This is a genomic window from Erwinia sp. L03-1 (assembly GCF_058686115.1).
In genome coordinates, this window is sequence record NZ_CM178762.1 from 4176456 (window position 1) to 4201536 (window position 25081).

At 55.2% G+C, this 25081-nt stretch carries 23 protein-coding genes and 1 tRNA gene; 1 reads left to right on the forward strand and 23 read right to left on the reverse strand.

The features are described 5' to 3' along the window. Nucleotides 1–67: 67 nt before the first annotated feature. From rnr to nnr, 12 genes are all read right to left on the reverse strand, one after another. Nucleotides 68–2524, reverse strand: a complete 2457-nt coding sequence (rnr, locus tag AC4PCC_RS19180; RefSeq protein WP_067704150.1) for a ribonuclease R — start codon at nt 2522–2524, stop codon at nt 68–70. A 325-nt stretch (nt 2525–2849) separates the two neighbouring features. After that, a complete protein-coding gene (locus tag AC4PCC_RS19185) occupies nt 2850–4148 on the reverse strand; it encodes an adenylosuccinate synthase (protein ID WP_067704153.1) in 1299 nt (432 codons plus the stop codon). Between the two features lie 193 nt (nt 4149–4341). Beyond that, on the reverse strand, nt 4342–4548 hold the full coding sequence (locus AC4PCC_RS19190; protein WP_067704156.1) for a DUF2065 domain-containing protein: 207 nt from the start codon (nt 4546–4548) through the stop codon (nt 4342–4344). 65 nt (nt 4549–4613) lie between these two features. Then, nucleotides 4614–5618, reverse strand: coding sequence for a protease modulator HflC (hflC, locus tag AC4PCC_RS19195; RefSeq protein ID WP_067704160.1), 1005 nt, complete (start codon nt 5616–5618; stop codon nt 4614–4616). Between the two features lie 3 nt (nt 5619–5621). Then, nucleotides 5622–6872: an FtsH protease activity modulator HflK gene (gene hflK / locus AC4PCC_RS19200; protein WP_492125580.1), complete on the reverse strand. Its 1251-nt coding sequence runs from the start codon at nt 6870–6872 to the stop codon at nt 5622–5624. Between the two features lie 69 nt (nt 6873–6941). Then, nucleotides 6942–8222: a ribosome rescue GTPase HflX gene (hflX, locus tag AC4PCC_RS19205; protein ID WP_492125581.1), complete on the reverse strand. Its 1281-nt coding sequence runs from the start codon at nt 8220–8222 to the stop codon at nt 6942–6944. A gap of 206 nt (nt 8223–8428) precedes the next feature. Beyond that, nucleotides 8429–8740, reverse strand: a complete 312-nt coding sequence (hfq, locus tag AC4PCC_RS19210; RefSeq protein ID WP_067704169.1) for an RNA chaperone Hfq — start codon at nt 8738–8740, stop codon at nt 8429–8431. Nucleotides 8741–8843: 103 nt separating this feature from the next. Next, nucleotides 8844–9794 carry a tRNA (adenosine(37)-N6)-dimethylallyltransferase MiaA gene (miaA, locus tag AC4PCC_RS19215; protein WP_492125582.1) on the reverse strand — a complete coding sequence of 317 codons (951 nt, stop codon included), beginning with the start codon at nt 9792–9794 and terminating at the stop codon, nt 8844–8846. Then, nucleotides 9787–11841 (reverse strand): DNA mismatch repair endonuclease MutL, encoded by a 2055-nt coding sequence (gene mutL, locus AC4PCC_RS19220; RefSeq protein WP_492125583.1) that lies wholly within the window; start codon nt 11839–11841, stop codon nt 9787–9789. Before mutL ends, miaA begins: the two co-directional genes overlap by 8 nt. Nucleotides 11842–11858: 17 nt before the next feature. Beyond that, entirely contained in the window at nt 11859–13532 is a 1674-nt protein-coding gene (amiB, locus tag AC4PCC_RS19225) for an N-acetylmuramoyl-L-alanine amidase AmiB (protein ID WP_492125584.1), read from the reverse strand. Continuing rightward, nucleotides 13532–14005: a tRNA (adenosine(37)-N6)-threonylcarbamoyltransferase complex ATPase subunit type 1 TsaE gene (gene tsaE, locus AC4PCC_RS19230; protein ID WP_492125585.1), complete on the reverse strand. Its 474-nt coding sequence runs from the start codon at nt 14003–14005 to the stop codon at nt 13532–13534. Before tsaE ends, amiB begins: the two co-directional genes overlap by 1 nt. A 2-nt stretch (nt 14006–14007) precedes the next feature. After that, a complete protein-coding gene (gene nnr, locus AC4PCC_RS19235) occupies nt 14008–15525 on the reverse strand; it encodes a bifunctional ADP-dependent NAD(P)H-hydrate dehydratase/NAD(P)H-hydrate epimerase (RefSeq protein WP_492125586.1) in 1518 nt (505 codons plus the stop codon). Here nnr and queG point away from each other — a divergent pair. Next, entirely contained in the window at nt 15524–16663 is a 1140-nt protein-coding gene (gene queG, locus AC4PCC_RS19240; RefSeq protein ID WP_492125587.1) for a tRNA epoxyqueuosine(34) reductase QueG, read from the forward strand. The genes nnr and queG overlap by 2 nt on opposite strands. Before the next feature lie 314 nt (nt 16664–16977). Here the strand turns inward: queG and AC4PCC_RS19245 are convergent. From AC4PCC_RS19245 to gspF, 11 genes are all read right to left on the reverse strand, one after another. Beyond that, a tRNA-Gly gene (locus AC4PCC_RS19245) sits at nt 16978–17053 on the reverse strand. Between the two features lie 668 nt (nt 17054–17721). Then, nucleotides 17722–18120, reverse strand: coding sequence for a type II secretion system pilot lipoprotein GspS (gene gspS, locus AC4PCC_RS19250; RefSeq protein ID WP_492125588.1), 399 nt, complete (start codon nt 18118–18120; stop codon nt 17722–17724). A 46-nt stretch (nt 18121–18166) separates the two neighbouring features. Next, nucleotides 18167–19030 carry a prepilin peptidase gene (locus AC4PCC_RS19255; RefSeq protein WP_492125589.1) on the reverse strand — a complete coding sequence of 288 codons (864 nt, stop codon included), beginning with the start codon at nt 19028–19030 and terminating at the stop codon, nt 18167–18169. Nucleotides 19031–19078: 48 nt separating this feature from the next. Then, nucleotides 19079–19567: a type II secretion system protein M gene (locus AC4PCC_RS19260; protein WP_492125590.1), complete on the reverse strand. Its 489-nt coding sequence runs from the start codon at nt 19565–19567 to the stop codon at nt 19079–19081. Then, the gene (gene gspL / locus AC4PCC_RS19265) at nt 19564–20769 is read right to left on the reverse strand and encodes a type II secretion system protein GspL (protein ID WP_492125591.1); all 1206 of its coding nucleotides are present in this window, start codon (nt 20767–20769) and stop codon (nt 19564–19566) included. Before gspL ends, AC4PCC_RS19260 begins: the two co-directional genes overlap by 4 nt. 10 nt (nt 20770–20779) lie before the next feature. Further along, nucleotides 20780–21877 carry a type II secretion system minor pseudopilin GspK gene (gene gspK / locus AC4PCC_RS19270; RefSeq protein WP_492125592.1) on the reverse strand — a complete coding sequence of 366 codons (1098 nt, stop codon included), beginning with the start codon at nt 21875–21877 and terminating at the stop codon, nt 20780–20782. A gap of 9 nt (nt 21878–21886) precedes the next feature. After that, nucleotides 21887–22483 carry a type II secretion system minor pseudopilin GspJ gene (gene gspJ, locus AC4PCC_RS19275; protein ID WP_492125593.1) on the reverse strand — a complete coding sequence of 199 codons (597 nt, stop codon included), beginning with the start codon at nt 22481–22483 and terminating at the stop codon, nt 21887–21889. Then, a complete protein-coding gene (gene gspI, locus AC4PCC_RS19280) occupies nt 22470–22841 on the reverse strand; it encodes a type II secretion system minor pseudopilin GspI (protein WP_492125594.1) in 372 nt (123 codons plus the stop codon). Before gspI ends, gspJ begins: the two co-directional genes overlap by 14 nt. Further along, a complete protein-coding gene (gene gspH, locus AC4PCC_RS19285; protein ID WP_492127572.1) occupies nt 22729–23412 on the reverse strand; it encodes a type II secretion system minor pseudopilin GspH in 684 nt (227 codons plus the stop codon). The genes gspI and gspH overlap by 113 nt, the downstream gene beginning before the upstream one ends. Nucleotides 23413–23417: 5 nt before the next feature. Beyond that, nucleotides 23418–23876, reverse strand: a complete 459-nt coding sequence (gene gspG / locus AC4PCC_RS19290; protein ID WP_492125595.1) for a type II secretion system major pseudopilin GspG — start codon at nt 23874–23876, stop codon at nt 23418–23420. A gap of 8 nt (nt 23877–23884) precedes the next feature. Continuing rightward, on the reverse strand, nt 23885–25081 hold the full coding sequence (gene gspF, locus AC4PCC_RS19295) for a type II secretion system inner membrane protein GspF (RefSeq protein ID WP_492125596.1): 1197 nt from the start codon (nt 25079–25081) through the stop codon (nt 23885–23887).

Below are 25081 nucleotides of genomic sequence, written 5' to 3' on the forward strand. Positions count from 1 at the left end.
TCGGTTACTCAATATGAAATTTTAATGCTGCGGGCGGCAGCTTACCCGCCCACAGCACCAGACGGGCTCACGCCGTGGTGTCAGGTTTTTTCTTAGCGGCACGTTTGGCACGGGTCGCAGCGGAGATTCTACGGGTTTTATCCGACGGTTTTTTAGCTTTTTTCTCTTTGCTGGCACCGTCGTCAACGCTGACTTCTTTAGGCTTCGCGGCGCGGAATGCGCTGTCTGGCTCAAAGTTCTTCCGCTTGCTCTGCTCGCGACGACGCTTGCCGCTATTTTGCGAGGGGCTTTTCTTCGCGCGGTCACGTTCGGTTTTGCCTTCACCGCGCGGCTTACGCTGGCTTGAGATCAGCGCGAAGTCGATTTTACGCTCCTCCATGTGCACCGCGTCCACGCGCACTTCTACCGTATCACCCAGTCGATACGATTTGCCGCCGGACTCGCCAACCATACGCTGGCCAACGGCATCAAAGCGATAGTAGTCGTTATCCAGCGAGGAAACATGCACCAGCCCGTCAATAAACAGATCGGTCAGACGCACAAAGAAGCCAAACCCCGTGACGCTGGAAATCACGCCGCTAAAGGTTTCGCCAACCTGATCCTGCATAAAGTCACATTTCAGCCAGTCGGCAACGTCACGCGTCGCTTCATCGGCCCGGCGCTCCGCCATCGAACAGTGCTGGCCCAGCTGCAACATCTGCTGAAGATCGTAATGGTAGCCGCCCGTCGGCGTGGTGTTGCCCTGCAGCGTGCCGTTCTCTTTCGCCACCAGATACTTAATGGCGCGGTGCAGCAGCAGGTCGGGATAACGACGAATAGGCGAGGTAAAGTGCGCGTAGGACGCCAGCGCCAGCCCGAAGTGACCCCGGTTTTCCGGATCGTACACCGCCTGTTTCATCGAGCGCAGCAGCATAGTTTGCAGCATTTCATGATCGGGACGGCTGGCAATTTGCGTCAACAGTTCGGCATAGTCCAGCGGATGAGGCTTATTGCCGCCGCCAAGCGTCAGACCCAGCTCGTTAAGTACCGAACGGAAGCTTTTGATATTCTCTTCGCTTGGGCGGTCGTGATCGCGGAACAGCGCCGGTTCATTGTTCTTTTCGACATAGCGCGCGGAGGCGATATTCGCCAGAATCATGCACTCTTCGATCAGCTTGTGCGCATCATTGCGCGATACCTGCTCAACGCGCTCAATACGGCGATCGGCGTTGAAAACAAATTTAGCTTCGTCCGTCTCAAAAGAGATGCCGCCGCGCTGCTCGCGGGATTTCTCAAGCACCAGATACATGCGGTGCAGCTCTTCCAGATCCTTGACCAGCGGCTGATACTGCTCGCGCAGCTCCTGGTCGCCCTGAAGGATATTCCAGACCTTGTTATAGGTCAGACGCGCCCAGGAGTTCATTACCGCTTCATAGTGCTTATAACCGGTCAGCTTACCGGTAGCGGAAATGGTCATCTCGCAAACCATACACAGGCGATCGACCTGCGGGTTAAGCGAACAGAGTCCGTTGGACAGCACTTCCGGCAGCATGGGAACAACCTGCGACGGGAAGTAAACCGAGGTGCCACGGTTAACCGCTTCGTCGTCGAGCGGCGTACCGGGACGCACGTAGTAGCTGACGTCGGCGATGGCTACCCACAGCCGCCAGCCGCCGCCGCGTTTTCTTTCGCAGAATACGGCATCATCAAAGTCGCGGGCATCTTCGCCATCAATGGTGACCAGCGGCAGATCGCGCAGATCCACACGGCCCGCTTTCGCCTCTTCCGGCACTTCTTCTTTCAGTTTAGCGATCTGTCGCTCAAGCTCAGGCGACCAGCTATGGGGAATATCGTGGGTACGCAGCGCCATTTCCACGGCCATCCCGGTGCCCATATTATCGCCAAGCACTTCGACGACCTTACCCACGGCCTTGCTGCGGCGGGTTGGGCGCTGCATCAGCTCCACGACCACCACAAAGCCCATGCGCGCCCCCATCAGCTCTTCGGCGGGGATCAGAATATCAAAGCTCAGGCGGCTGTCATCCGGCACCACAAAGCCGACCCCGGCTTCGGTGAAGTAGCGGCCAACGATCTGATTGTTGCGCGGTTCGAGTACACGCACCACGCGAGCTTCCCGGCGGCCTTTGCGGTCTGCGCCCATCGCCTGCGCGAGGATCACATCACCGTGCATGCACATTTTCATCTGTTCGGCAGAGAGGTAGAGATCGTCTTTGCTACCTTCAATGCGCAGAAAGCCAAAGCCATCGCGGTGGCCGATAACTTTACCGCGCAGCAGGTCCAGACGCTCCGGCAGCGCATAGCACTGGCGGCGAGTGAAGACTAACTGACCGTCGCGCTCCATGGCGCGCAGGCGGCGGCGCAGCGCTTCTGTCTGCTCTTCGCCCGTAATAGAAAGTTCATCGGCCAGCTCTTCACGGCTGGCCGGTTTTTCGCGTTTATCAAGATGAGCAAGGATAAATTCGCGGCTGGGAATGGGGTTTTCGTATTTCTCTGCTTCCCGTTCCTTAAATGGATCTTTTGACATTGCGGTTCCTCCGTTGTCATTCATTACAGCGTGAAGATCGTTCACGGCGCAATAATGGGTAGAGCGGATGGGTGTTATCAACCCGGTCAGCCAGCGGCTGACGTGCGGGTGATGCAGCTAAGCGCTGTCTCCCAGGGTACAGGCTCTTTTCAGGCAACAGGCCCGAAGCGCTACCCTGTTCCGCTCATAAATGAGTGTATTGTAAATGATGATAAACCACCCTTTACACTTAGGGCCATTTTATTTAAGCGCGGTGGCAAGAGAAAACTGGGCAGGGCATGACACGGAAGGACAAAGGCCGGGGGATCCCCGGCCTGAGACGGCTTTATGCGTCAAAAGGATCGCGCAGAATCATGGTCTCACTGCGATCCGGGCCGGTAGAGATGATATCTACCGGTACGCCGGTTAACTCTTCCACGCGCTTAATGTAGTCGCGTGCTGCCTGCGGCAGACCTTCCAGCGTTTTAACCCCAAACGTGTTTTCACTCCAGCCTGGCAGGCTTTCATAAATGGGTTCAATACCGTCCCAGCCCTCGGCTGCCAGCGGCGTGGTGGTCACTTCACGACCGTCTGGCATGCGATAGGCCACGCAGATTTTCACCTCTTTCAGGCCATCCAGCACGTCCAGCTTGGTCATGCAGAAACCAGAAAGTGAGTTAATCTGCACGGCACGGCGCACGGCGACCACGTCCAGCCAGCCGGTACGACGGCGGCGACCGGTAGTGGCACCAAACTCGTTGCCTTTAGTGCACAGGAATTCGCCGGTTTCATCGAAAAGTTCGGTCGGGAATGGACCCGCTCCCACGCGCGTAGAGTAGGCTTTCACGATACCCAGCACGTAGTCCACGTAGCGCGGGCCAATGCCTGAGCCGGTCGCCACGCCGCCTGCGGTGGTGTTTGAAGAGGTCACGTACGGATAAGTGCCGTGATCGATATCCAGCAGGGTTCCCTGCGCGCCTTCAAACATGATCAGATCGCCACGCTTACGTGCGCCGTCCAGCAGTTCGGAAACGTCAACCACCATGCCCGTCAGGATGTCGGCAATCGCCATCACATCGCTCAGCACTTTGTCGTAGTCAACGGCCTCTTCTTTGTAGTAGTTCACCAGCTGGAAGTTGTGATATTCCATCACGTCTTTAAGCTTGGCGGCGAAGGTTTCTTTATTAAACAGATCGCCGACGCGCAGGCCACGACGTGCGACTTTGTCTTCGTAGGCTGGACCAATACCGCGGCCGGTGGTGCCGATGGCTTTAGCACCGCGCGCTTTCTCACGCGCCACGTCCAGCGCAACGTGATACTCGAGGATCAGCGGACAGGCTTCAGAAATAAACAGACGTTCACGTACCGGGAAGCCGCGATCCTCCAGCCCCTTCATCTCTTTCATCAGCGCAGCCGGAGACAGCACCACACCGTTGCCGATGATGCTGGTGACGTTTTCGCGAAGAATGCCAGAAGGGATTAAGTGGAGGACGGTTTTCTCACCGTTGATGACTAGCGTATGGCCAGCGTTATGGCCGCCCTGATAGCGTACAACGTATTTTGCACGTTCAGTCAGGAGGTCAACAATCTTACCTTTACCTTCGTCACCCCATTGGGTGCCCAGTACGACGACGTTCTTACCCATTTCTCAAAATCACCGATTGCTTAAAAATGGATTCTACCATCGTAAAACCCGTCTTTCAGCTCTTTTAGCATACGATTGCGTACTTTTTTACCCTAAATCAGCGGTGCAGCGTAAAGTAAAACGCCAGACAGAGACGCCGAAGGTTGAGAGGATGCGAGAGCGGGGGGATTCGGCACTCCCTTGCCACAGCAGGTCAGCCCTGACCACCATTATGAATGCTCACCATGTAGTAGGTTACCGCACCTGCCACCACCAGCCCGCCACCAAAACGGCGCAGCAGCTGGTCAGGGAGGTTCGCCATTGACAGGATCATTCGGCGCCAGATGCGCGGCAGCAATACGGGCCCTAGGCCTTCTAAAACCAGCACCAGAGCCAGTGCCATCCAAATGGTTGAGTTCATTATTATACCCGCATAAGACAAAAAAAAGGGGCCGGATAATCCGGCCCCAGTTTTATAACAGATTCTTAGCGTGTGGCGTTAGAAGGCGACTTCATAAAGCGGAAGAAATCGCTGTCCGGGCTGAGTACCATAATATCCTGGTTGCTCTTGAAGCTGTTATCGTAGGCCCGCAGGCTACGAATGAAGGCGTAGAAATCCGGATCCTGACTGAACGCATCGGCGAACAGCTTAGCCGCATCCGCATCCCCTTCACCACGGGTCATTAGCGCGGTACGCTGCGCTTCTGCCAGCGTGCGGGTCACTTCATAATCCGCACCGGCACGCAGCTTCTCGGCCTCTTCCTGTCCCTGTGAACGCTGGCTACGGGCGACGGCTTCACGCTCTGCGCGCATACGGTTGTAGATCGCATCCGACACTTCCGTTGGCAGATTGATCTGCTTGATGCGCACGTCGACTACCTGAATGCCCAGAGCAGCCATGCTGTTCGGGTTGACCGCCGGCTCTTTGCTGGTGGTTTCACGTTCAACGCGGGCCGCCGCGGAAGCGATGGCGTCGTCTGCAGCAGGCGTGGCAATTTCATCATCCTGCCCTGCGGTACCCGTATTCAGCGCTTCCCGCACGTCCGTGGTCAAGCGCCCACGGGAGTCAGTAACGATATCCTTCACATCCAGACGTCCCATTTCGGAACGCAGGCGGTCACTGAACTTGCGCTTCAGCAGCACTTCGGCCTGAGAAATATCACCGCCGCCTGTTGCCAGGTAGTAACGGCTGAAATCGCTGATGCGCCACTTGATGTATGAGTCGACGATCAGATCTTTCTTCTCTTTGGTGACAAAGCGGTCAGCCTGGTTATCCATGGTCTGAATACGCGCATCAAGCGATTTGACCGATTCCAGGAATGGGATCTTAAAATGCAGGCCGGGCGCATAGACCAGCGGCTTATTCTCGCTGTCGCGCAGCACTTTACCAAAGCGCATCACGATACCGCGCTGCCCCTCCTGCACTACAAACAGTGACGCGTACAGCACCACCAGCACAACAATCAACACTACGATTAATGGCTTACGCATCGCTTATTCTCTCCCTTCGCGCTGGGTATCGTTGCGCTGGGCGTTAACCCGACGCTGATCCATGATGTCGTCCGGGCTGAACGACGAACTGCTGCTGGCGCGTTCATTGCTGCTGCCTGAAGCCGGTGGCAGACGAAGCAGGCTGTTGCTGCTGCTGTCCTGCGTTGCGTTGGAGGACGAACCGCCCTGGCCCCGCATCAGCTGGTCCAGCGGCAGCACCATCAGGTTGTTGCCTTTATCGTTAACCAGCACCTTGCGGGTGTGGCTCAGTACACGTTCCATGGTTTCAATATAGAGACGCTCGCGGGTAATTTGCGGCGCGGCTTTATATTCAGGCAGAATTTTTGCAAAGCGGGCAACTTCACCCTGGGCTTCCAGCACGGTACGTGTTTTATAAGCACGTGCCTCTTCGAGAATACGCTGAGCCTGACCATTAGCGCGTGGCTGAACCTCATTCGCATAAGCTTCTGCTTCGCGGACGTACTGCTCGCGGTTTTCACGCGCGGCAATGGCATCATCAAACGCGGCTTTCACCTCTTCAGGCGGACGAGCAGCCTGGAAGTTGACGTCCAGCAGCGTAATACCCATATCGTAAGGACGGATAGTCTCTTCCAGCTCGCGCTGCGTTTCGCTACGCACCACGGTACGACCTTCGGTCAGAATGCGATCCATCGTCGAGCGCCCAATCACGCCGCGCAGCGCGCTGTCCGTGGCCTGACGCAGGCTGTCATCGGCGCTGGTAACGGCAAACAGATAGCGTTCCGGATTGGTGATGCGGTACTGCACATTCATCTCAACCCGTACGACGTTTTCGTCAGAGGTCAGCATGGTGCCGGACGCCGCCAGCTCACGCACGGCTTCAACGTTTACCGCACGAACCTGATCAACGAAGGTTGGCTTCCAGTTCAGGCCGGGTTCAACCAGATGGCTGAATTTACCAAAGCGCGTTACCACGCCCCGTTCCGCCTCTTTGATGGTATAGAAACCGCTGCCCGCCCAGATAACTACCGCGGCCACAACCACGATGCCGACCAGCCGGCCGCCGCGTCCTGGCGTATTCTGGCTACCGCTGTTATCGTTTTTACCACCGCCAAATCCACCAAGCTTTTTGCTTAGCTTGCGAAAAATATCATCCAAATCAGGAGGCCCCTTATCGCGCCCTCCTTTATTTCCCCCAGAGTTGCCGCCTTGATTATTGCTGCTTCCCCACGGGTCGCGGTCCTGTCCGTTATTCCCGGGCTGATTCCACGCCATGTTTATACTCCATTAATTGTGTGTGCGGTGGTATCCCAGGGCCGGGATACGCGTGTCAGGCAAAATCAGTCAAACAATGTAATCCACCAGTGCCGGCTCCTGCTTGCACAGACGACGCCAGTCAACGATGGGCATGCGCACCTGCAAACCTACGCTACCATCGTCTTCATTCCACTCTTTTTCTATCGCCTGGAGCTGATAAAAACGGCTGCGCAACCGTCCCGTTCCCGGCGGCAGACGTAAATCATACTGCGCGATCTCGCCCGCCAGACGTTCAGTCAGCGCCTGAAACAGGAGCGGGATCCCTTCGCCCGTTTGTGCAGAAAGCCAGACGCGGATCGGCAGATTTTCTTCATTACGATCGATTCGCGGAACAAAGTCCTCCAGCATATCGATTTTGTTCATCACTAACAGGGCGGGAATATCATCAGATTCGATCTCTTCCAGAACCTCATTCACCGCCTCAATATTTTCATCCACGCGCGCATCGCTGGCGTCAATGACGTGCAGCAGCAGCGTTGCCTCGCGAGTTTCCTGTAGTGTGGCTTTAAACGCAGCCACCAGGTCATGAGGCAGATGGCGGATAAATCCAACCGTATCCGCCAGCACCACTTCTCCTACATCCATCACGTCAACACGACGCAGCGTTGGATCCAGGGTCGCAAACAGCTGGTTTGCAACATACACCTCTGCGGAGGTAATACAGTTAAACAGCGTCGATTTACCGGCGTTGGTATACCCCACCAGCGAAACCGTTGGCACGTCGGCTTTATTGCGGGCCTGCCTGCCCTGCTCACGCTGCTTTTCAACTTTCTGCAGTCGCGAAAGGATCAGCGTGATGCGATTACGCAGCAGGCGGCGGTCCGTTTCCAGCTGAGTTTCACCCGGCCCACGCAGGCCAATACCGCCTTTCTGGCGTTCAAGGTGAGTCCAGCCGCGTACCAGACGCGTGGCGAGATGGCGGAGCTGGGCCAGCTCCACCTGCAATTTACCTTCATGGGTACGTGCGCGCTGGGCAAAAATATCCAGGATCAGGCCCGTGCGGTCAAGGACCCGGCACTGGCACAGGGCTTCCAGATTACGCTCCTGAGCCGGGCTAAGGGCGTGATCGAACAGCACCACTGAGGCACCGCTGGATTTGACCGCTTCAGCAATTTCAACGGCCTTACCTTCGCCAACAAAATATTTAGGATGTGGCGCTTTTCGGCTACCGGTTACGACTCGCAGGGCTTCAACACCCGCAGAAGACACAAGAGTTTCAAACTCCTGTAAATCTTCCATATCTCTGTCTTGGGAGAAATAGATGTGTACCAGTACGGCCTGCTCACCGGCATCATAACGGTCAAACAAACTTGAAACCTCTCAGAACCTTGTGAAACCTGTTACGCAATGGCCATACAGCGTTAAAATCAGATTTACAGTGCGCGCTTTCGGTTGAAAACGGCGTTTATTTGCGTAATTTGGCCCAGGCTTTATCTGCCCGGGCAAATCAGGCTGGCATTATCCTACCTGGACGGGGAACCTAAAGAACGCCCCCCGTCATATAAGACCTGTGATTACTCTGCGTCGTCACCGTCTTGCTGAGGCTGAGTTGAAGCCCCCTGAGTACTGCCACTGTGGTGATAGTTGCTGCTTCCGCCACCCGCGTTATTGTTGTGGTGGGAGACCGGACGGGACGGAACAACGGTGGAGATAGCGTGTTTATACACCATCTGGCTTACCGTGTTTTTCAATAAAATCACAAATTGATCAAACGACTCGATCTGACCCTGAAGTTTGATACCATTAACCAAATAAATCGAAACCGGAACACGTTCGCGACGCAGTGCGTTCAAGAACGGATCTTGCAATGATTGCCCCTTAGCCATTCTATCTTTTCCTTATATGCTTGTTGTTTGCTACTTAAGAACCTCGCGGTTCTGAAATACTGCGTAAAAAATTTGCGCAAGATAACGTACCAATTGTACACAATCATCCATGCTTCGCACCAAGAACCTGTAACACTTTCACCCGTGCGGCTTCAGGGTGTTCGCTATCCAGCCAGTGAACATCCTTCCACCCACGAAGCCAGGTCATCTGGCGCTTGGCCAACTGCCGGGTCGCGCAAATTCCCCGATAAACCATGTCATCGTAATCGATCTCACCCGTCAGAAATGACCACATCTGGCGATACCCGACACAACGAATGGAAGGCATATCCGTATGCAAATCACCTCGTGCAAAAAGCGCCCGAGCCTCCGCTTCAAATCCTGACGCCAACATCTGTCGAAAACGCAGCTCAATACGCTGGTGAATCAGTTCGCGCGCCTGAGGGGCTATCGCAAACTGAACAACGTCATAGGGCAGGGCTTCACCTGAGATTTTAGTCAGTTCCGTTAAAGTTTTACCCGAAATAAAAAAAACTTCCAGTGCTCGCGAGAGTCTCTGGGGATCATTCGGATGAATACGATTTGCAGCAATGGGATCTATTTCACATAACTGACGGTGAAGTGCATCCCATCCACACTCACTCGCCTTCTGCTCAATACGCTGACGTACCTCAGGATCGGCCGGGGGCAACGGCGATAATCCTTCCAGTAAAGCCTTGTAATAGAGCATGGTGCCACCAACAAGCAACGGAATTCGACCGCTCCGGGTGATCTCCGCCATTTCAGCCAGCGCATCACGACGGAACTCGGCTGCCGAATAGGCTTCTGCCGGATCGCGGATGTCCAGTAAACGATGGGGAGCAAGACGCTGCTCCTCTGCGGAGGGCTTGGCGGTGCCAATGTCCATACCGCGATAAATCAGGGCAGAATCTACGCTAATCAACTCAACTGGCAGATGCTGGCGTAGTGCAATTGCCAGCGCCGTTTTACCCGACGCGGTCGGGCCCATCAAAAATAGTGCCTTTGGCCGGCCAGCCTTGGATGTTTCACTCATGCTTCAGGGCGTTCATCGCCTGTTCAATATCGATGTGCTGCAATAATCCAGAAGGTGGCAATTTAATCAGCTGCGGGCATAACCGTTCGAGATCGGCCAGCAGTGCAATCGCCTGCGAGTGATTCCAGTGAGGGTGTTCAGCAACCGCATGGCGCGCTAACCACTGCGCCATTTGCGTTGTGCTGACATCCTGCTGCCGGGCCAGATAGCCTAACAGTTCTGGAATCAAGATTTGTAAATTTTGTTGGCGCAATGGTAAAGGCACCGCCCGTAGCTGGATGTGATGCCCGTCGGTTTGCAGGTCAATCCCCATCTTATTCAGCAGGCTGACGTAGCGGGCATGGGCATCACGCTCGGGCCGGTCGATTTTCATCCTGAGGGGGATAAGCAGCGGCTGTGGCCGAAGCCCCTCTTCGCCTGGTTCTAGCTGGGCCTGTTTTAGCCAGCGTTCCGCCACCGGCAGCAGGATCAGCGCCAGCTGGTTGTGCCCCTCAACCAGCGCACAATCTTCCCCGATAATGGTCAGTACGCGGCCAAAGCTCTGGCTATGACCACCGAGCGGCGAGGCCACCTGAATTTTTGGTGCCGGATTCTGCTCATTGATGCGGGAGGCGCCAGGAACATTCAATAGCTGCTGGTAAACCGCCCCCTCTTTTTTGTGGTAAACCGGCTCCTGTCGCTGCCAGGCGGGAGGCATGCCGCCCGCACCGCTCGGACGTGTCGCACCTCCCTGCGACGAAGCAGAGGCGCCGCCCGCTGAATGTGTCGACCCGCCCGTCGGTGAAGATGAATCGCTGTCTGACGGGAATGTTGCGCGATCTGCACTCGCCTGAGAGGAACGCCCGGCACCGGATGTCGGTTGTCCGGCCTCCAACGATAGCGCCGCATTCCCGCCCACGGCTTTACCCGTGGCAGGTGTAGAGAGGTGATCGTCACCCGCTGATGTCGTCGCCGCAGGCGTAGAGAAGTGGTTACCGCCCGCAGCCTGACGATTTTCCGGCTGCCAGCGCGCCGGAGATGCGCCTTCCGCACCCGGCAGTACGGGCTGTGCGCTCTCCTGCAGGACGCTCACCACGCCCTGATAGATAAAATCATGTACCAGGCGTGACTGGTGGAAACGCACCTCATGCTTGGCAGGATGCACGTTGACATCGACCTGATGCGGATCGATTTCCAGATAAAGTACGTAGGCGGGCTGGTGATCGTCCCCAAGCTTATCCTGATAGGCCTGGCGAATCGCGTGGTTGATCAGCCGATCGCGCATCATCCGTCCATTCACATAGCAGTATTGAAGGTCGGTCAGGGTGCGCGAACCGGCAGGATCGGCCACCCAGCCGCGCAGGCTCAGGTCGCCGTGCTGCCACGCTATCGCCAGGGCATGGTTCAGGAAGGGCAGGCCGCAGATCGAACCAAGGCGTCGCTCCTGCTGGCCGCTGCCGCTCACGGCACGATACTGCCGCATCAGCTTGCCGTTGTGCGTCAGCGAGAAGGCCACATCGAATCTCGCCAGCGCAATACGGCGAATAATTTCATCAATGTGGTTAAATTCCGTTTTCTCGGTGCGCATAAATTTACGCCTGGCGGGCGTGTTGTAGAAGAGATCGAGCACTTCCAGCGTTGTACCAACCGGATGCGCCGCCGGTTTCAGCGTCACCGCCATATCACGCCCTTCCGCGTAGGCCTGCCAGGCTTCGGTTTGTGCTTCCGTCCGCGACGTCAGCGTCAGACGTGAAACCGAGCTGATGCTGGCCAGCGCCTCACCGCGAAAACCGAGGCTGACAATCGCCTCCAGGTCGTCGAGTGACGTAATTTTGCTGGTGGCATGGCGGGCCAGCGCCATCGCCAGTTCGTCCTTGCCGATACCGCTGCCGTTATCGCGGATGCGGATCAGCTTTGCACCGCCCCGGTCAATCTCGACATCAATGCGCGTGGCACCCGCATCCAGGCTATTTTCAACCAGTTCTTTGACCACCGACGCCGGACGCTCCACCACTTCACCGGCCGCAATCTGGTTAGCAAGTTGGGGAGGCAACACCTGAATGGGCATAAAGGTTCCTTGGTTAATTACGAGGTCGGGATCCTGAGCGTCTGACCCAGCATCACATTCTGCGACTTCATTTTGTTGGCCTGCATGATGATGCCCGGGCTGACGCCGTAGCGTGCAGCAATCGCGGTCAGTGAGTCGCCGCGGACCACTTTGTGGCGCATCACCCTTTTCGGCTTGCTGGCGCGGGTAAGCTGACTGCCCGCCGGAACCTTAAGGCGCTGTCCCACCCATACCACGTCTCTTTTCAGCGTATTCAGGGTCCGCAGCGTCGCCATACTCACGCCATACTGCGCGGCAATGCCGGAAAGCGTTTCGCCCCGTTTTACCACATGGCGCTGAGTGGGCCCAGAATACTGCGTATTTGCCGGGGCAGGTATCGGTTCGACGTTAACCGCCGCTGCGGACTGCAGCGGTCGGTTTTCCTCCTTTGGGACCGATTGTAGCGGGTGCGCCAGGAAGTAGTTGCGGAGTCCTTTGTAAATCGACTCGGCAATCTTCTGCTGGTATGCGCTACTGCCAAGCAGTCGCTCCTCCGAAGGATTACTGATAAAGCCGGTTTCCACCAGCAGGGAAGGAATATCCGGCGATCGCAGTACGCCCAGGCTCGCGTGTTCAGGACGGCGCTTGTGCAGCGACCCCACACGCTGTAGCTGAGCGATCACTTTGACCGCCACGTCATAGCCCACGCGCTGGGAGTGCCCAAACTGCAAATCCAGCACCGCCTGGCTCAGATAAGGGTCGGCCTGGCTGTTCGCCAGCAGGTCACCTGCGCCACCCAGCAGCTCTGACTGTTTCTCATGCTGTTCCAGCCAGCCCGCCATCTCGCTGTTGGCACGTCGGTTAGACAGCACCCAGACGGAAGCCCCGGATGCGCTGCGATTCGGGGCCGCATCGGCGTGGATAGACACCAGCACATTAGCGTTTTGCTTGCGCGCTACGTCGGAGCGGCCCATCACCGAAATAAAGTAGTCGCCATCGCGGGTCATTACGCCTTTGAACATCCGGTCCTCATTCAGCAGGACTTTCAGCTTGCGGGCGATAGCAATGGTGACATTCTTCTCTTTTAATCCGCCTGCGCCAATAGCGCCAGGGTCCTGTCCGCCGTGCCCGGCGTCAATGGCCACGATCACCGCGTCATTGGTCGCGGTAGCACTTGCACCGGGCCGCAGGACGGTATTACTGCTGCTGACGACCGTGACAGGCTTCGACTTAAACGGATTTTCAGCGGCGGTCGCCCGGCTCGGGGAGGCGGTGCGCGAAGCGTGACTTATCGCGGCCTGTTGACCGACTGGCGGCGCCTGCTGCGTACCTGAAATGGTAAATATTACGTTGTAGCTGCTGCCGCTACGCTGGGTTATCGCGCGGGTTTTTCCTTTCTGATTCAGCTCAAACACCAGCCGGATACTCTGACCATCTACCGGCTTGCTGGAGCGAATGCGCTTAACGATATTTTCGCCGCTAAAAGTCAGGGGTAATCCCTTGATCACGCCGCTCTGACGGATATCCAGCACCACCCTGTCAGGATTGTGCAGCGGGAAAAAAGCATAAATCGGCTGCCCGCTGAAATTGAGCGTCACCGTCGCCTTGCTGTTGCCGTTCGAGACGTTGATATCCGACAAATTCGCGGCCAGGGTGGAGAATGTACTGAATAACAGGGCCAGTATCAGACCCATCTTAATGCGCAACATCATTAACAGCCCTTCTCTGCGGCAAGCTGCCGCACAATTTCATCACCCGTTGCGGAACAGGCGGTAATCTCAGCCTCACGCGCGTCGCCCTGATAGCGAAGATGAAGTTCAATGTCCGGCGTCGGCAGCACGCCAGCGCCCTGCTGCGGCCATTCGACAAGGCAGAGGCTGTCGCCGGTAAAGTAGTCACGGATGCCCATGAACTCCAGCTCCTCCGGATCGGCAAGGCGATAGAGATCAAAGTGATACACCCGGCGGTTCGGCAGAATATAGGGTTCAACAAGGGTATAGGTTGGGCTTTTCACATTACCCTGATGCCCCAGCGCCTGGAGGAAACCGCGGCTAAACGTGGTTTTACCCGCGCCGAGGTCGCCATACAGATAGAGGGTGGCCGCAGCCGTGCAGGATCGGGCCATGCTGGCGCCAAGGGCGAGAGTTGCTGCCTCATCGGGCAATGTGATTACACAGGTCTTCATTCTTATTTATTCAACATCTCAGGATTAACAAACAGATAGAGCTCGGAAAACAGATCGGTCGCTAGCATTCCCCGCGTACCATAGCGTCTGGACACGGCTTCAGCGGCTGCGCCATGCGCAACGCATCCTGCACAGGCCGCCTCATACGGTGAGAGCTTCTGTCCTAACAAACCGCCAATAATACCCGACAGTACGTCACCCATACCGCCGCTGGCCATCCCCGCATTGCCTACATCGGCAATGGCCATTTCGCCCTTTTCGCTGGCAATCAGCGTACCGGCACCTTTTAGTACTACCACGCCACCGTAGCGTTTTGCCAGACGCGTCGCGGAATGTAAGCGGTCACTCTCAATTTCGCTGGTCTTCACATTCAGCAATCGTGCCGCTTCGCCGGGATGAGGGGTAATAATCCGATTTTGACGTTTATCCGGACTGATTGCCAGCAGGTTAAGTGCATCCGCGTCCCAAAGCATGGGTTTCTGAGAGTTTTCTACCTTATTCAGGGCATTTTTGCCCCATTCGCCCTGCCCGAGGCCCGGTCCAATCACAATGACATCGGCCCATTCCAGCGCTTCGTCAATGCTCTGGTTGCTAAGCTCATGCACCATCAGCTCGGGACGGGCGGTCAGTAAGGGGGAAACATTATCTTTGTGAGTAAGCACTCGCACCAGGCCGGCTCCGGCGCGTAATGCGGCCTCGCCGGTCATGCGGATCGCACCTGCCGTCCCGCGATCGCCACCAATAATCACCAGCTTGCCGTGATCGCCCTTATGCGACGTGGGCCGCCTCGGTTTCAGCCAGCGTGAAAGTGCACTGGCGTCATAGCGCGAAATGGGCGCAGGCTGCTCATTCAGCCAGGGATCCAGGCTCAGCGCATGGAAATGCAGCGTGCCCACCACATCGCGTGCCTTGCCGGTCAGCAGGCCGGGCTTTAGTGCAATAAACGTCAGCGTGTGAGCCGCGAAGATAACCTCACCGGGAACCGTACCCGTCGCGGCGACCAGCCCGGACGGCACATCGACGGCGAAAACCGGTGCCGGGTGGGCATTAGCGTTTTGGATTAGCGCATCATAAGGGGCTTTAGGGGGACGATTACCGCCGGTGCCTAACAGCGCATCGACAATCACTCCGACGTTCTCAGGCCAGGCTACCGCGGGATCGTGAACAATGCCGCCAGCCGCCAGCCAGGCCTCGCGCGCCTGTCCGGCCTCCGCCGGTAACGGTTTGCTGCCATCGCAGGCGATCAGCGTGACCGTTAATCCCGCTGACTGCGCCAGCCGGGCGATGATGTAGCCATCACCGCCGTTATTGCCATGACCGCAGAGGATTAAATAGTGCTGCTCATCGGGCCACAGGCTGCGGATTTTAGCAAAGGCGGCCTCTCCCGCGCGCTGCATCAGTTCAAACAGCGTCAGCCCCAGCGCCTCCGCCCCCTGCTGCTCAAGGTGGGATAGCGCCTCTACAGGCCAGACGGAATAGGGTAAACTGGCGATGTTCTCTTGCTGGTTCAGGTTACTCATGTCACATCCTCTTGATCTTATTCAACTCGCCCAGGATATCAAGCACTGGGGGCAGACCCTCGGTTTTCAACAGGTCGGCATTTGCGATACCGATTTAAGTCTGGAAGAGCCTCGCCTCCAGGCCTGGCTGGACAAACAGTATCACGGCGAGATGAGCTGGATGGCACGCCACGGCATGATGCGCGCGCGCCCTCACGAACTTCTTCCCGGCACTCTGCGGGTTATCAGCGTGCGCATGAATTATCTTCCGGCGAAGGCTGCGTTCGCCAGTACGCTAAAAAACCCCCAGCTTGGCTACGTCAGCCGCTATGCACTTGGCCGTGATTATCACAAAGTATTGCGCAATCGACTGAAAAAGCTTGGAGAATTGATCCGCGAGCACTGTACTGACGCGCATTTTCGCCCCTTCGTTGACTCTGCGCCGGTGCTGGAAAGACCGCTGGCGGCCAGGGCCGGACTGGGCTGGACCGGTAAACACTCTCTGATCCTCAACCGGGAAGCAGGCTCGTGGTTTTTTCTTGGCGAGTTACTGATTGACCTTCCCCTTCCCGTAGATAGCCCCCAGCAGGATCAATGCGGTCGCTGCGTTGCCTGTATGACTGCCTGCCCTACAGGCGCCATCGTTGAACCCTATAAGGTCGATGCGCGCCGCTGTATCTCATACCTGACCATTGAGTTAGAGGGCGTGATCCCGGAAGCGTTCAGGCCGTTAATTGGCAACCGAATTTACGGCTGCGATGACTGCCAGCTGATTTGTCCATGGAATCGCTACGGTCAGTTAACGGATGAAGAAGACTTTAGCCCGCGAGCGGTGCTGCATGCGCCTCCACTCACCGAACTCTTTGCCTGGGATGAGGCAACATTTCTGCGCATAACGGAAGGCTCGGCCATTCGGCGCATAGGCCATCTGCGCTGGCTGCGTAACATCGCCGTTGCGCTGGGCAATGCCCCCTGGGCGCAGGAGAATCTTGACGCGCTTGTCGCCAGGCGGGGCGAGAACGCGATGCTGGATGAGCATATTGAGTGGGCGGTTAAGCGTCAGTTAGAAAGCAGGGAGCAAAATGCAGTAGAAATCACGGCGGCGCGTCATAAGCGCCTGCTCAGGTCGATTGAGAAAGGACTACCACGTGATGCCTGACAACGAAGGTGTCGCTTAGGGCACCGGAACAGTTTTCCACATGCTGTGAGTAAAAATAAAAAGTCGTTGTCATTCAACTGTCACAGAAAGCACAAGGGATCGTGATAACAAATTGAAATATTATTTATAGTAATTAATTCAAACGGTTATCAAAAGATGTAAAAAAGATGCCTTTCCGGGAACCTATGCAGGGCGGCGGCTAACCTGTGGATAACTCTGTGAATGATGTATTTATAAATGGCAAAAAAAGCGAAGCACAGCTGAGTTACCGCTGTGGATAAATCATCTGTCTGTCAGGCTTTTCGTCATTTTTTTGGAGCGGGAAACGAGACTCGAACTCGCGACCCCGACCTTGGCAAGGTCGTGCTCTACCAACTGAGCTATTCCCGCATACGATCTGGATTGTGAAAGAGACTATCCGTGGAAAAAATCAGTAACTCTGCGCTAACTCTTTGATTTTAAACGGTCTCCCTATTCCCTGTTTCGGAATGGAGGGGATTATGAACGTTATGCCTGGTGATGACAAGATCTTTTTAGCGATCGGAGGATCCCGGTGGGCATGATGTCATAGGTAAAACAGTGACATCACCAGCCTGAGGATACCGGTTGTACACGTTGAGAAGTAAGCCCGGCTCGCTCAGTCTACGAGCCGGGCTTAAGTGTTACTTGTTACTTGTTATTGCCGCCTGAAGGGGAAGACGTAATCGATTTATTATCCATCAGGGTTTTCCAGTTTTCAGTGCTGGTTTTAATGGATGGCGTGGAACCAGGCTTGGGCTGGCCAACCCCTACACCGCTTGAACTGCCCGGACCACCAACATAACCGGATGGTGGCGTCACTGTCGGCCACTTACCGTTACTGCCTGTCGGGGTGGCAGGATTAGTTGCTGGGGCCTTTGCACCAGTAGCGGGAGTTGTAGCCGGTACTTTAGGTTGCAGGCAAAAAAACGCAGCGTATACGACGCACGTGAAGACGTTGTGCACTGCCTTACGTCAAAATGACCAATAAAATTCCCTAATGGGGTGTGCTCCAGGGGCGGTGCAGTTCTTCAGAAGTATTAACCGTGAAAATACCCGCTAATTTTTTGGTTGAAATATTGACACTGCTGCTCTGTGGGAGTGCTGTCAGTGAGCAGGGCCTGATAGATGTGCTCACTCTTTTCAGCCAGCTGCTGATACTCTGCGGCATCCACCGGCCAGCTGCGCTGCTTAGCCAGTTCAAGGATGCTGGACAACATCTTCTCCCCTGAAGGCAGGTCACTGCGATGGCATTTTGCTTTCAAATAATACCCTCCCCCCACAATGGCCGACAGCTGCCGGACCTGCTGCTCAATTTCAGACTTTTCGGCCACTGATGTAATATTTAACTTTTTGGCGCTTTGCTGGCACCCCGTTACCGTCAGCAACATTAAAGATGCCGCACAGAAATTAAATAAGTATTTTTTGCGAATCATCATTCTTTTCCTTAAGTTTAAACAACATTGTCCGTTATTAACTGGCCTGCTATCCCGTCGTTAAGACTCCCGTTACCTGCAGCCATCCAGCTACGGCCAGAGCAGGCCCGAAAGGAATGGCTGAGCTGAGAGATTTTTTGTACAGCAAGCGCGAGAACAAAATAGCGATGATTCCCAACGTCGCCGCCAGTAATAGCAACTGCGGCAGGCATTGCCAGCCACTCCACGCAGCGAGAGCGGCTGTAAGTTTGAAATCCCCGTTTCCCATACAATTTTTTTTCACCAGGGATGATGTCACCGCGTTAAATAACCACAGCAAACCATAGCCGACTACCACGCCTATAACTGCATCCTCCAGCGGTGCAAATTGACCGTTCAGATTAAACAGTAGCCCCATCCATAGCAGGGACCAGGTTAAGGCATCCGGCAGCAGCCAGGTCATGCCGTCGATAACAGCCAGTGCAAGCAGTAACCAGCTGAAAAGCAGTACTCCAACTAACGCAAGGCCTGGAGGGAACAGCCAGGCGCAGAACAGCGTCACACCCATAGTGACTAACTCCACCAACGGATAGCTAATGCTAACAGGTTTATTGCAGCAGCGGCTTCTTCCCCGGATCAACAGCCAGCTTAAGAGTGGAATATTATTCCTCCAGCCCAGTGGGGTGCGACATGAGGTACAGTGTGACGCCGGTATTAACAGGTTAAATACTCCCCTTTCCTGCCGCGTATCCAGCTGAGTAGCGAAAGAGTACGGGGCTATTCTTTCTTCGGCTCTCTGTTCCGCGATGGAAATCATTAGCGGCAGACGATAGATCAGCATGTTTAAAAAACTGCCGACACAGAGCCCCACTATCGCCAGTCCTGCCCACCAGAGCACCGGCAGGTGCCGCGCAATTTCTGCGAATAAATCCATTTAACGTGTCCTTTCTTTCAACGGTGCGCTGACGTCCTGAAGCACCCATCATTGGCCATGTTTTAACACCAACTCAGTTACGCTCACGACATCATCCTTATCGCTTTGCGCCACTGTATTTAGCTGGAGAACCTCAATCCCAGACTCTTCCTGTAATTCATTCATAAATCTGATTAAATGGCTAAAATGAATAGCCGCTATTTGCAACTTTATCTCCTGCGGAGAGTGATCATCAATGATGGCCGTTATGCCGTTTCTCATCATAGTTTGGTTAACAGAGGTTAATAAAGAGTCAGGACTTTTATTTGCGGCGCGGCGTCCACTTAGCTTAAGCAAAAGGTTTTTTTGCTGAGCGATCCATTGCAAATCCTCTTCAGCCTTAATCATCCTTTTATTCGCGCTGTCAGCGTACTCTTTCAACGGGCTAACGACACCTAAAGTGATAAGCAGCACAACCGCAACGCTTATCACCCCCAGACAGGCGCCTTTTTCGCTGCTGGAATATGCCTTCCAGCGCTCGATTATTTTCTCTTTCATTTCTGTCTGTCCATTTGCAGCCACACCGTCTGGGGATCATTATGTGCTTTCAGCTCCGGCCCTGCTGTGCGAACGACTAATGAAAGAGCTTCCAGACCGGCACTCAGCTTTTCGGCATTCTCACGCGGTACCTCAATAAATAATGCGCCCTGATTGCCGTCATAACAGATCGAATGAATAACGATCTCAGCCTCGGCCTCACTGGCGACGGCCAGGACATTCAGCAACTGCAACACGCCACTCTGCTGCTGCTTTTGCTCGTTATTCTTAACTATCTGCATCAGCCGGAATTTGGGATTGCTTACTTTTCGCTTACTTTGTGTGATCTCCCGATATAATTCCTGAGATTGCATCTCCATCCGTTCTGCAGCCTGCTGATACTGATAGCCGCGAAGAAAAAGCGACAGGCAGAGCATTGCCAAAACCAGGGCTGCCAGTAGCAACGTATATTTCCAACCCTTAAACAGGACGCCTTTTTTGGCACCCAACGGCTGCTTGAGTAAATTCACCGTCGTGCTGCTACTGTGAGCTGCCAGGCACTCAAGCGTATTGCCCGCTATAACCGGATACCATCCTGCCGGAAGCGCCATCCCGGTATTGACGCCGTACACCTTTGCAACAGGGAGATCGCCAGACAGGGCGGAGAGCCACTGACGATGAAGCACCATGCCGCTCCCCGTATTCTGACGGATAACCCATCGCTCGCCATCCTGAACACAGCTCCACTCCTCGTCGCAGGGAACCGGGAGGCAAAGCGTATCCGGCACGATGCGATGCAGCGGTAATTCGGCTTCGGTAAACCAACTGATCCATGCCTGCAACACCTCTTTATCCACGCCGAGCATACTGACGGGAGGCTCAACATTAACCCGCAGCCACTCCAGTGCGTCGACTTCGCCTGGGATCTTATCCTCCAGCCAATAGGGCAGAGCTTTCTGCAGCTGGCGGCTCATTCTTACTTTTCCTGCCCCGGGTATATCAACAGTGTGAAATACTGCGAACTCGCCGGGAAGGATCAATATGACATCACCTGCTGCAGCATATTCCTTCAGCCTGTTAATGCTGGCCATACCTGGGAGTTCACCTGCGGCCTGAATGTCTTTATCAATGGAGTAAAGCCATTCAACCCGCTGGTCGGAAGAGGGCGAAGGCCGGATAAAAAGCACCGCACGCTTACCTGCTTTTTTCTTAATATTATTCATTGACTCTTACTCAGTAAGCTTCGCTCATGCCATAACGCCGTTGGATGACAGTTAGTTTTTTATTTTCGTCTTTTAACAGAGAGCGAAGAACGTACTCATTTTCATCGTCCGTGACCCACTGAGACAGCGAGAAATAGCGGCCTTTCAGCACCAGCGTTTTCCCTATCGCTTTCTTAAACCCGATATCCTTCTCTGTTGCTGCCGCCATTAATAAAGCACTGTCTGTCCAGCCCTCCGGCGGTCTTTCACTTAATAACCGGCTGGCCTTGCTAACAGACAAGCTGCCCGTAAACAACGCCGCCAGCATTGCACCCCGCCCCGGGCTCAACGCGTTGATATTTATGTTCAAATTATTATCCGGCAGCACGCAGACCCAGGGATTCAGCTGCTCCCAGACGTTCTGGTCAACGCCGCTTAGCCTGCGCAGCTCGCGGCTATCAAGCATCGGCGCATAGGTAGCAGGCCGCTCCACAGACCGTTGTCTGTCTGCTTTTTTATCCTCCTGACCCGGCACATTATTTACCGAATCGTCTGCTGCCCGATTTGCCCACTCCACTGCTGACTGAGTGACGCTTTTTGCTGCTATGGGGTTCATCCCGGTGACATTGATCAGCAGCTGAGTGAAGACCGCCGCAGGATAATGCCCGGCTTTCTGCGCCGTTCCCTGATCGTTAGCAGTCAATGACGTGTCCACCGCAGACGACCCATCCAGCGGTGAGATTTGAGATCCCGCCACAGAGGGTTCGTTTTCCGGTGCCTCCTCTTTTTCTGCCGTGCTCGCCGGTAAATCGCTTTTGTCAGAAGAGGCCGCGCTGACCAGCGAGTTCAGATTGAAACAATCGCTTCTATCGCGAATTTCATAGCTGATATGCACATCGTCCAGCACCGAAACCCGCCTGACGGGCAGGATCTTCGGCTCTTTTTGCAGCTGGTTCCTGACAATCTTCTCGTTGCCCAGCAGCGCCCACTTCATTTGCGTCCGCCAGACCGAGTGCTGGCTTCTGGTCATAACGTGCTGCCAGTACTCATTACTCAACACGGTTATGGTGAGCATTAAGGCCATCATCAGCAATACCATCAGCAACGCGCTTCCTTTCTGATCTGACATCCTCTTCCCTCACTCTTCTGCCAGCAGAAACACCCGGCTGAATTTCCCGGATTCAGTAAGCACCAGCGTTATTTCAACGGCCTGCGGTAACACGCTCAGCATATTGAGATCATCAACCCACTGATTATCGCTGTAGTAGCGGAGTGTAAAGGCCTCTACCCCCGTCAGTAATGAAGTCACCTTCGGCTTGCGACCCGATAAATCCGCAGGCCATACGGCACTGACTTTTTGCAGCTCTCCCTGCCTCAGGCGATAGCTGACCGCCTCAATTTGCGTACGCTGCAGCATCCCGCCGGGATTAAGCCAGTTACCCCGTAAAAACTGCACTGCAGACCCGGAAGCGGGCGCAGGCAGGTCGTTGTTCGGGGTAAAGCTTTTATCTTCGCTACCAGCAACGCTTAGCAGGGCATGTGAAAAATCATTTTCCATCACCGAGAAGGCAAACTGTTGTTGCATCAGCCGGGTAGATTTCTCACGTAACAGCACCGAACTGTGCAGTACCCCCTGAAATAGCTGTAGCGCCACCACGCTGATTGTCGCAGTCAACGCCAGAGCGACAATCATTTCCAGCAGCGTAAAGCCGGCCTGTCGCTTAAGCCCGTTCATTCTTAACGCTCATCCACGTTCTTAGCGATGCCACAGGTTGTTGCTTCCTGTTTTGACGGACTTCAACCTCCACGGCCACGATCTCCGGGACGGTAGTGGGCACTCGCCGCCAGCGAAGATGCCACGTCGTGCCTCCCATCACCTGAGAATCCTGCTGCCACAGCTCAGAAGTGCTGGCAGGATGGAGCATGATTTCGTTCAGCTTCGAGTCAGCCAGCCATGCCCCAGTTTGTTTCTGTTGCAGGCTAGTGAGAGCCTTTACCTGTTGTCCGTTGGTTCTCAACACCGCAGTCGCTGAGATAGCCAGAATAAGCATCGCCACCAGCACTTCCATCAGTGCCATTCCGCTTTCTTTCACAGCTTTCACCCTCTGATAGCAAAAATTGTGCGCTGGAGGTGATAAACCCGCCTGCGGCTGCACCGTTTGCTTGCCTGTCCCTGTCGTCACTGGCCTGTCGCATCGACGTCGATAAAACGAAGTCGGTGACTTCCCCGCCAGGCAGGAAGAGTACCTGGGGTTTGTCACCGCCCCCCTTTTCCCCGACAGAGGAGTAAGACACGCGGTTAACCTCAATTTTCAGCACGACCTGTGGCGGTAAGCGGTACTGCAACGTTTTACTTCCGCGTTTCGCTATCCGCCAGTGGTAGCCGTCAATTAAAGCACCCGACTGCCGGGGCTCAGCAGGCTCGGTATCACGGCTTAACACCCTGATGTCCCATCCACCCGGGCGAATTTGCAGGCCGTAAACCCGACCTTCAAGCTGGGCCCGCTCAGCCGTAGTGCGCAGCGCCAGAAGGATTTTTTCATGCTCTCTGGCCACCTCACGGTGCGGAGAGGGAAACGCGCCGGTTACCAGCGACCCCATCAGCCCCAGCAAAAACAACACGCAAAGCATCTCCAGCAGCGTGAACCCCTGACTACGCGTCATCACGGCTATTTCTTGCGCTCATCGTCCCAGTTACCGATATATTGCTCGCGCGCACCTTCGCCCTCTGGCCCAAAGGAGAAGACATCAATCACGCTGTGTTCGCCAGGGTTGAGCAGCTGATAATCATTGCCCCAGGGGTCCCTGGGCAGACGGCGAATATACCCCTGTTCAGGGTAATTTTTGGGGATGGGTGACAGCTCAGGCTTCTCTACCAGCGCTTCCAGACCCTGTTCTGTGGTGGGGTAACGATGGTTATCCAGTCTGTACATATCCAGCGAATTTTCCAGCGTGGCGATATCGCTTCTGGCTTTTTGCCTGTCTGCTTTCTCTTTATTCCCCATCAGGCTGGGTATGGTCAGGCTGGCAAGCAGCCCCAGAATGACAATCACCACCATAATCTCAAGCAGGGTAAAACCACCCTGCCCGTCAGGCCGCCGAATGCGCCTCTCTCCATAAGTCATCATGTATATCCTTATCCAATCATTTCATTGAGCTGCAATATGGGCTGTAAAATAGCCAGAATGATGAAAAGCACTATGCTCGCCATCGTCACCACCAGCGCAGGCTCAAACAGAGCCAGGGCCAGGGTAATCTGATGTGATAACTGTTCTTCCTGTATCTCTGCCGATCGCTCCAGCATCTCATCCAGGCTACCGCTTTGTTCCCCTGACGCCACCATATGCAGCATCATCGGTGAAAAAAGTCCGGTGGCTTTCAGAGACTGATGAAATTTCCCGCCCTCTCTGACTTTCGCTTCAGCGTCGTTCAGCTGTTGTCGGGCATACTCATTCATTACCACAGACGCGCTGATGCGCATCGCGTCAAGCAGCGGTACGGCACTGGCATTCAGAATGCTCAGGGTGCGGGCATAGCGTGCGGTGCTGATACTGCGGGTGAGTCGGCCAATCAGCGGCCAGCGAAGATGCTGTCGGTGCCGCTGAATCAGCCTCGCTGGGTGACGAAGCCACAGTAGATTCGCTACCGCTAACGCCGCCATCCCGCCGAGCAGCATGACCCCGTAGGCGCGCAAAAAATCGCTGCAGGCGATCAGCATTCTGGTTGTTAACGGCAGCGCCTGCTTCATGGTGATAAACTGTTCAATCACTTCAGGCACCACGGCCGTTAGCAGGATAGCCACAACAGCAAAGGCCACCAGCGTCAGCACTATCGGATAAATCATTGCCTGCATAATTTTGCCTTTCAGCTTTTGGCTCTGTTCTTCATTACTCGCCAGCCGCTGAAGCACTAATGGCAGATGCCCCGAGGCCTCACCTGCCGCCACCATCGCACAGTACATCCGGCTAAAGACCGTTGGGAAGGTCGCCAGCGCCACCGCCAGCGAGTGTCCCTCACGGATCATGCCTCTTAGCTGGGAAAAAATATTCACGACGGTTTTTCTTTCGCTTTGCTGAGCAACGGCCTGTACCGCTTCATCAACCGGCAGATGCGCCGCAATCAACGTCGCCAGTTGACGGGTCGCCAGCGCCAGCTCCCTGCCAGAGAGGGAGGAACGCCGTGGAAGCGCTACTTTCATCGATCTTTTAAGCGTAATAACCGCCAGTCCCTTCTCTCTTAACTGTTGTCTGGCGTCGCTGAGACTGGCTGCCAGCAGGTATCCCCGGCATTTTTCTCCCTGGGATGACAGCGCCTGATAGCTAAACTTTTCCAT

Bases quoted from the DNA above. Each gene is read 5' to 3' on its own strand.
- nnr (WP_492125586.1), bottom strand. From the start codon at position 15,525: ATGAGTAACCTGAACCAGCAAGAGAACATCGCCAGTTTACCCTATTCC.
- AC4PCC_RS19190 (WP_067704156.1), bottom strand. From the start codon at position 4,548: ATGAACTCAACCATTTGGATGGCACTGGCTCTGGTGCTGGTTTTAGAA.
- gspL (WP_492125591.1), bottom strand. From the start codon at position 20,769: ATGAATAATATTAAGAAAAAAGCAGGTAAGCGTGCGGTGCTTTTTATC.
- tsaE (WP_492125585.1), bottom strand. From the start codon at position 14,005: ATGAAGACCTGTGTAATCACATTGCCCGATGAGGCAGCAACTCTCGCC.
- queG (WP_492125587.1), top strand. From the start codon at position 15,524: ATGTCACATCCTCTTGATCTTATTCAACTCGCCCAGGATATCAAGCAC.
- gspJ (WP_492125593.1), bottom strand. From the start codon at position 22,483: ATGAACGGGCTTAAGCGACAGGCCGGCTTTACGCTGCTGGAAATGATT.
- amiB (WP_492125584.1), bottom strand. From the start codon at position 13,532: ATGATGTTGCGCATTAAGATGGGTCTGATACTGGCCCTGTTATTCAGT.
- gspS (WP_492125588.1), bottom strand. From the start codon at position 18,120: ATGATGATTCGCAAAAAATACTTATTTAATTTCTGTGCGGCATCTTTA.
- hfq (WP_067704169.1), bottom strand. From the start codon at position 8,740: ATGGCTAAGGGGCAATCATTGCAAGATCCGTTCTTGAACGCACTGCGT.
- mutL (WP_492125583.1), bottom strand. From the start codon at position 11,841: ATGCCCATTCAGGTGTTGCCTCCCCAACTTGCTAACCAGATTGCGGCC.
- hflC (WP_067704160.1), bottom strand. From the start codon at position 5,618: ATGCGTAAGCCATTAATCGTAGTGTTGATTGTTGTGCTGGTGGTGCTG.
- AC4PCC_RS19185 (WP_067704153.1), bottom strand. From the start codon at position 4,148: ATGGGTAAGAACGTCGTCGTACTGGGCACCCAATGGGGTGACGAAGGT.
- hflK (WP_492125580.1), bottom strand. From the start codon at position 6,872: ATGGCGTGGAATCAGCCCGGGAATAACGGACAGGACCGCGACCCGTGG.
- miaA (WP_492125582.1), bottom strand. From the start codon at position 9,794: ATGAGTGAAACATCCAAGGCTGGCCGGCCAAAGGCACTATTTTTGATG.
- gspF (WP_492125596.1), bottom strand. From the start codon at position 25,081: ATGGAAAAGTTTAGCTATCAGGCGCTGTCATCCCAGGGAGAAAAATGC.
- AC4PCC_RS19260 (WP_492125590.1), bottom strand. From the start codon at position 19,567: ATGAAAGAGAAAATAATCGAGCGCTGGAAGGCATATTCCAGCAGCGAA.
- rnr (WP_067704150.1), bottom strand. From the start codon at position 2,524: ATGTCAAAAGATCCATTTAAGGAACGGGAAGCAGAGAAATACGAAAAC.
- gspH (WP_492127572.1), bottom strand. From the start codon at position 23,412: ATGACGCGTAGTCAGGGGTTCACGCTGCTGGAGATGCTTTGCGTGTTG.
- gspG (WP_492125595.1), bottom strand. From the start codon at position 23,876: ATGATGACTTATGGAGAGAGGCGCATTCGGCGGCCTGACGGGCAGGGT.
- gspK (WP_492125592.1), bottom strand. From the start codon at position 21,877: ATGTCAGATCAGAAAGGAAGCGCGTTGCTGATGGTATTGCTGATGATG.
- AC4PCC_RS19255 (WP_492125589.1), bottom strand. From the start codon at position 19,030: ATGGATTTATTCGCAGAAATTGCGCGGCACCTGCCGGTGCTCTGGTGG.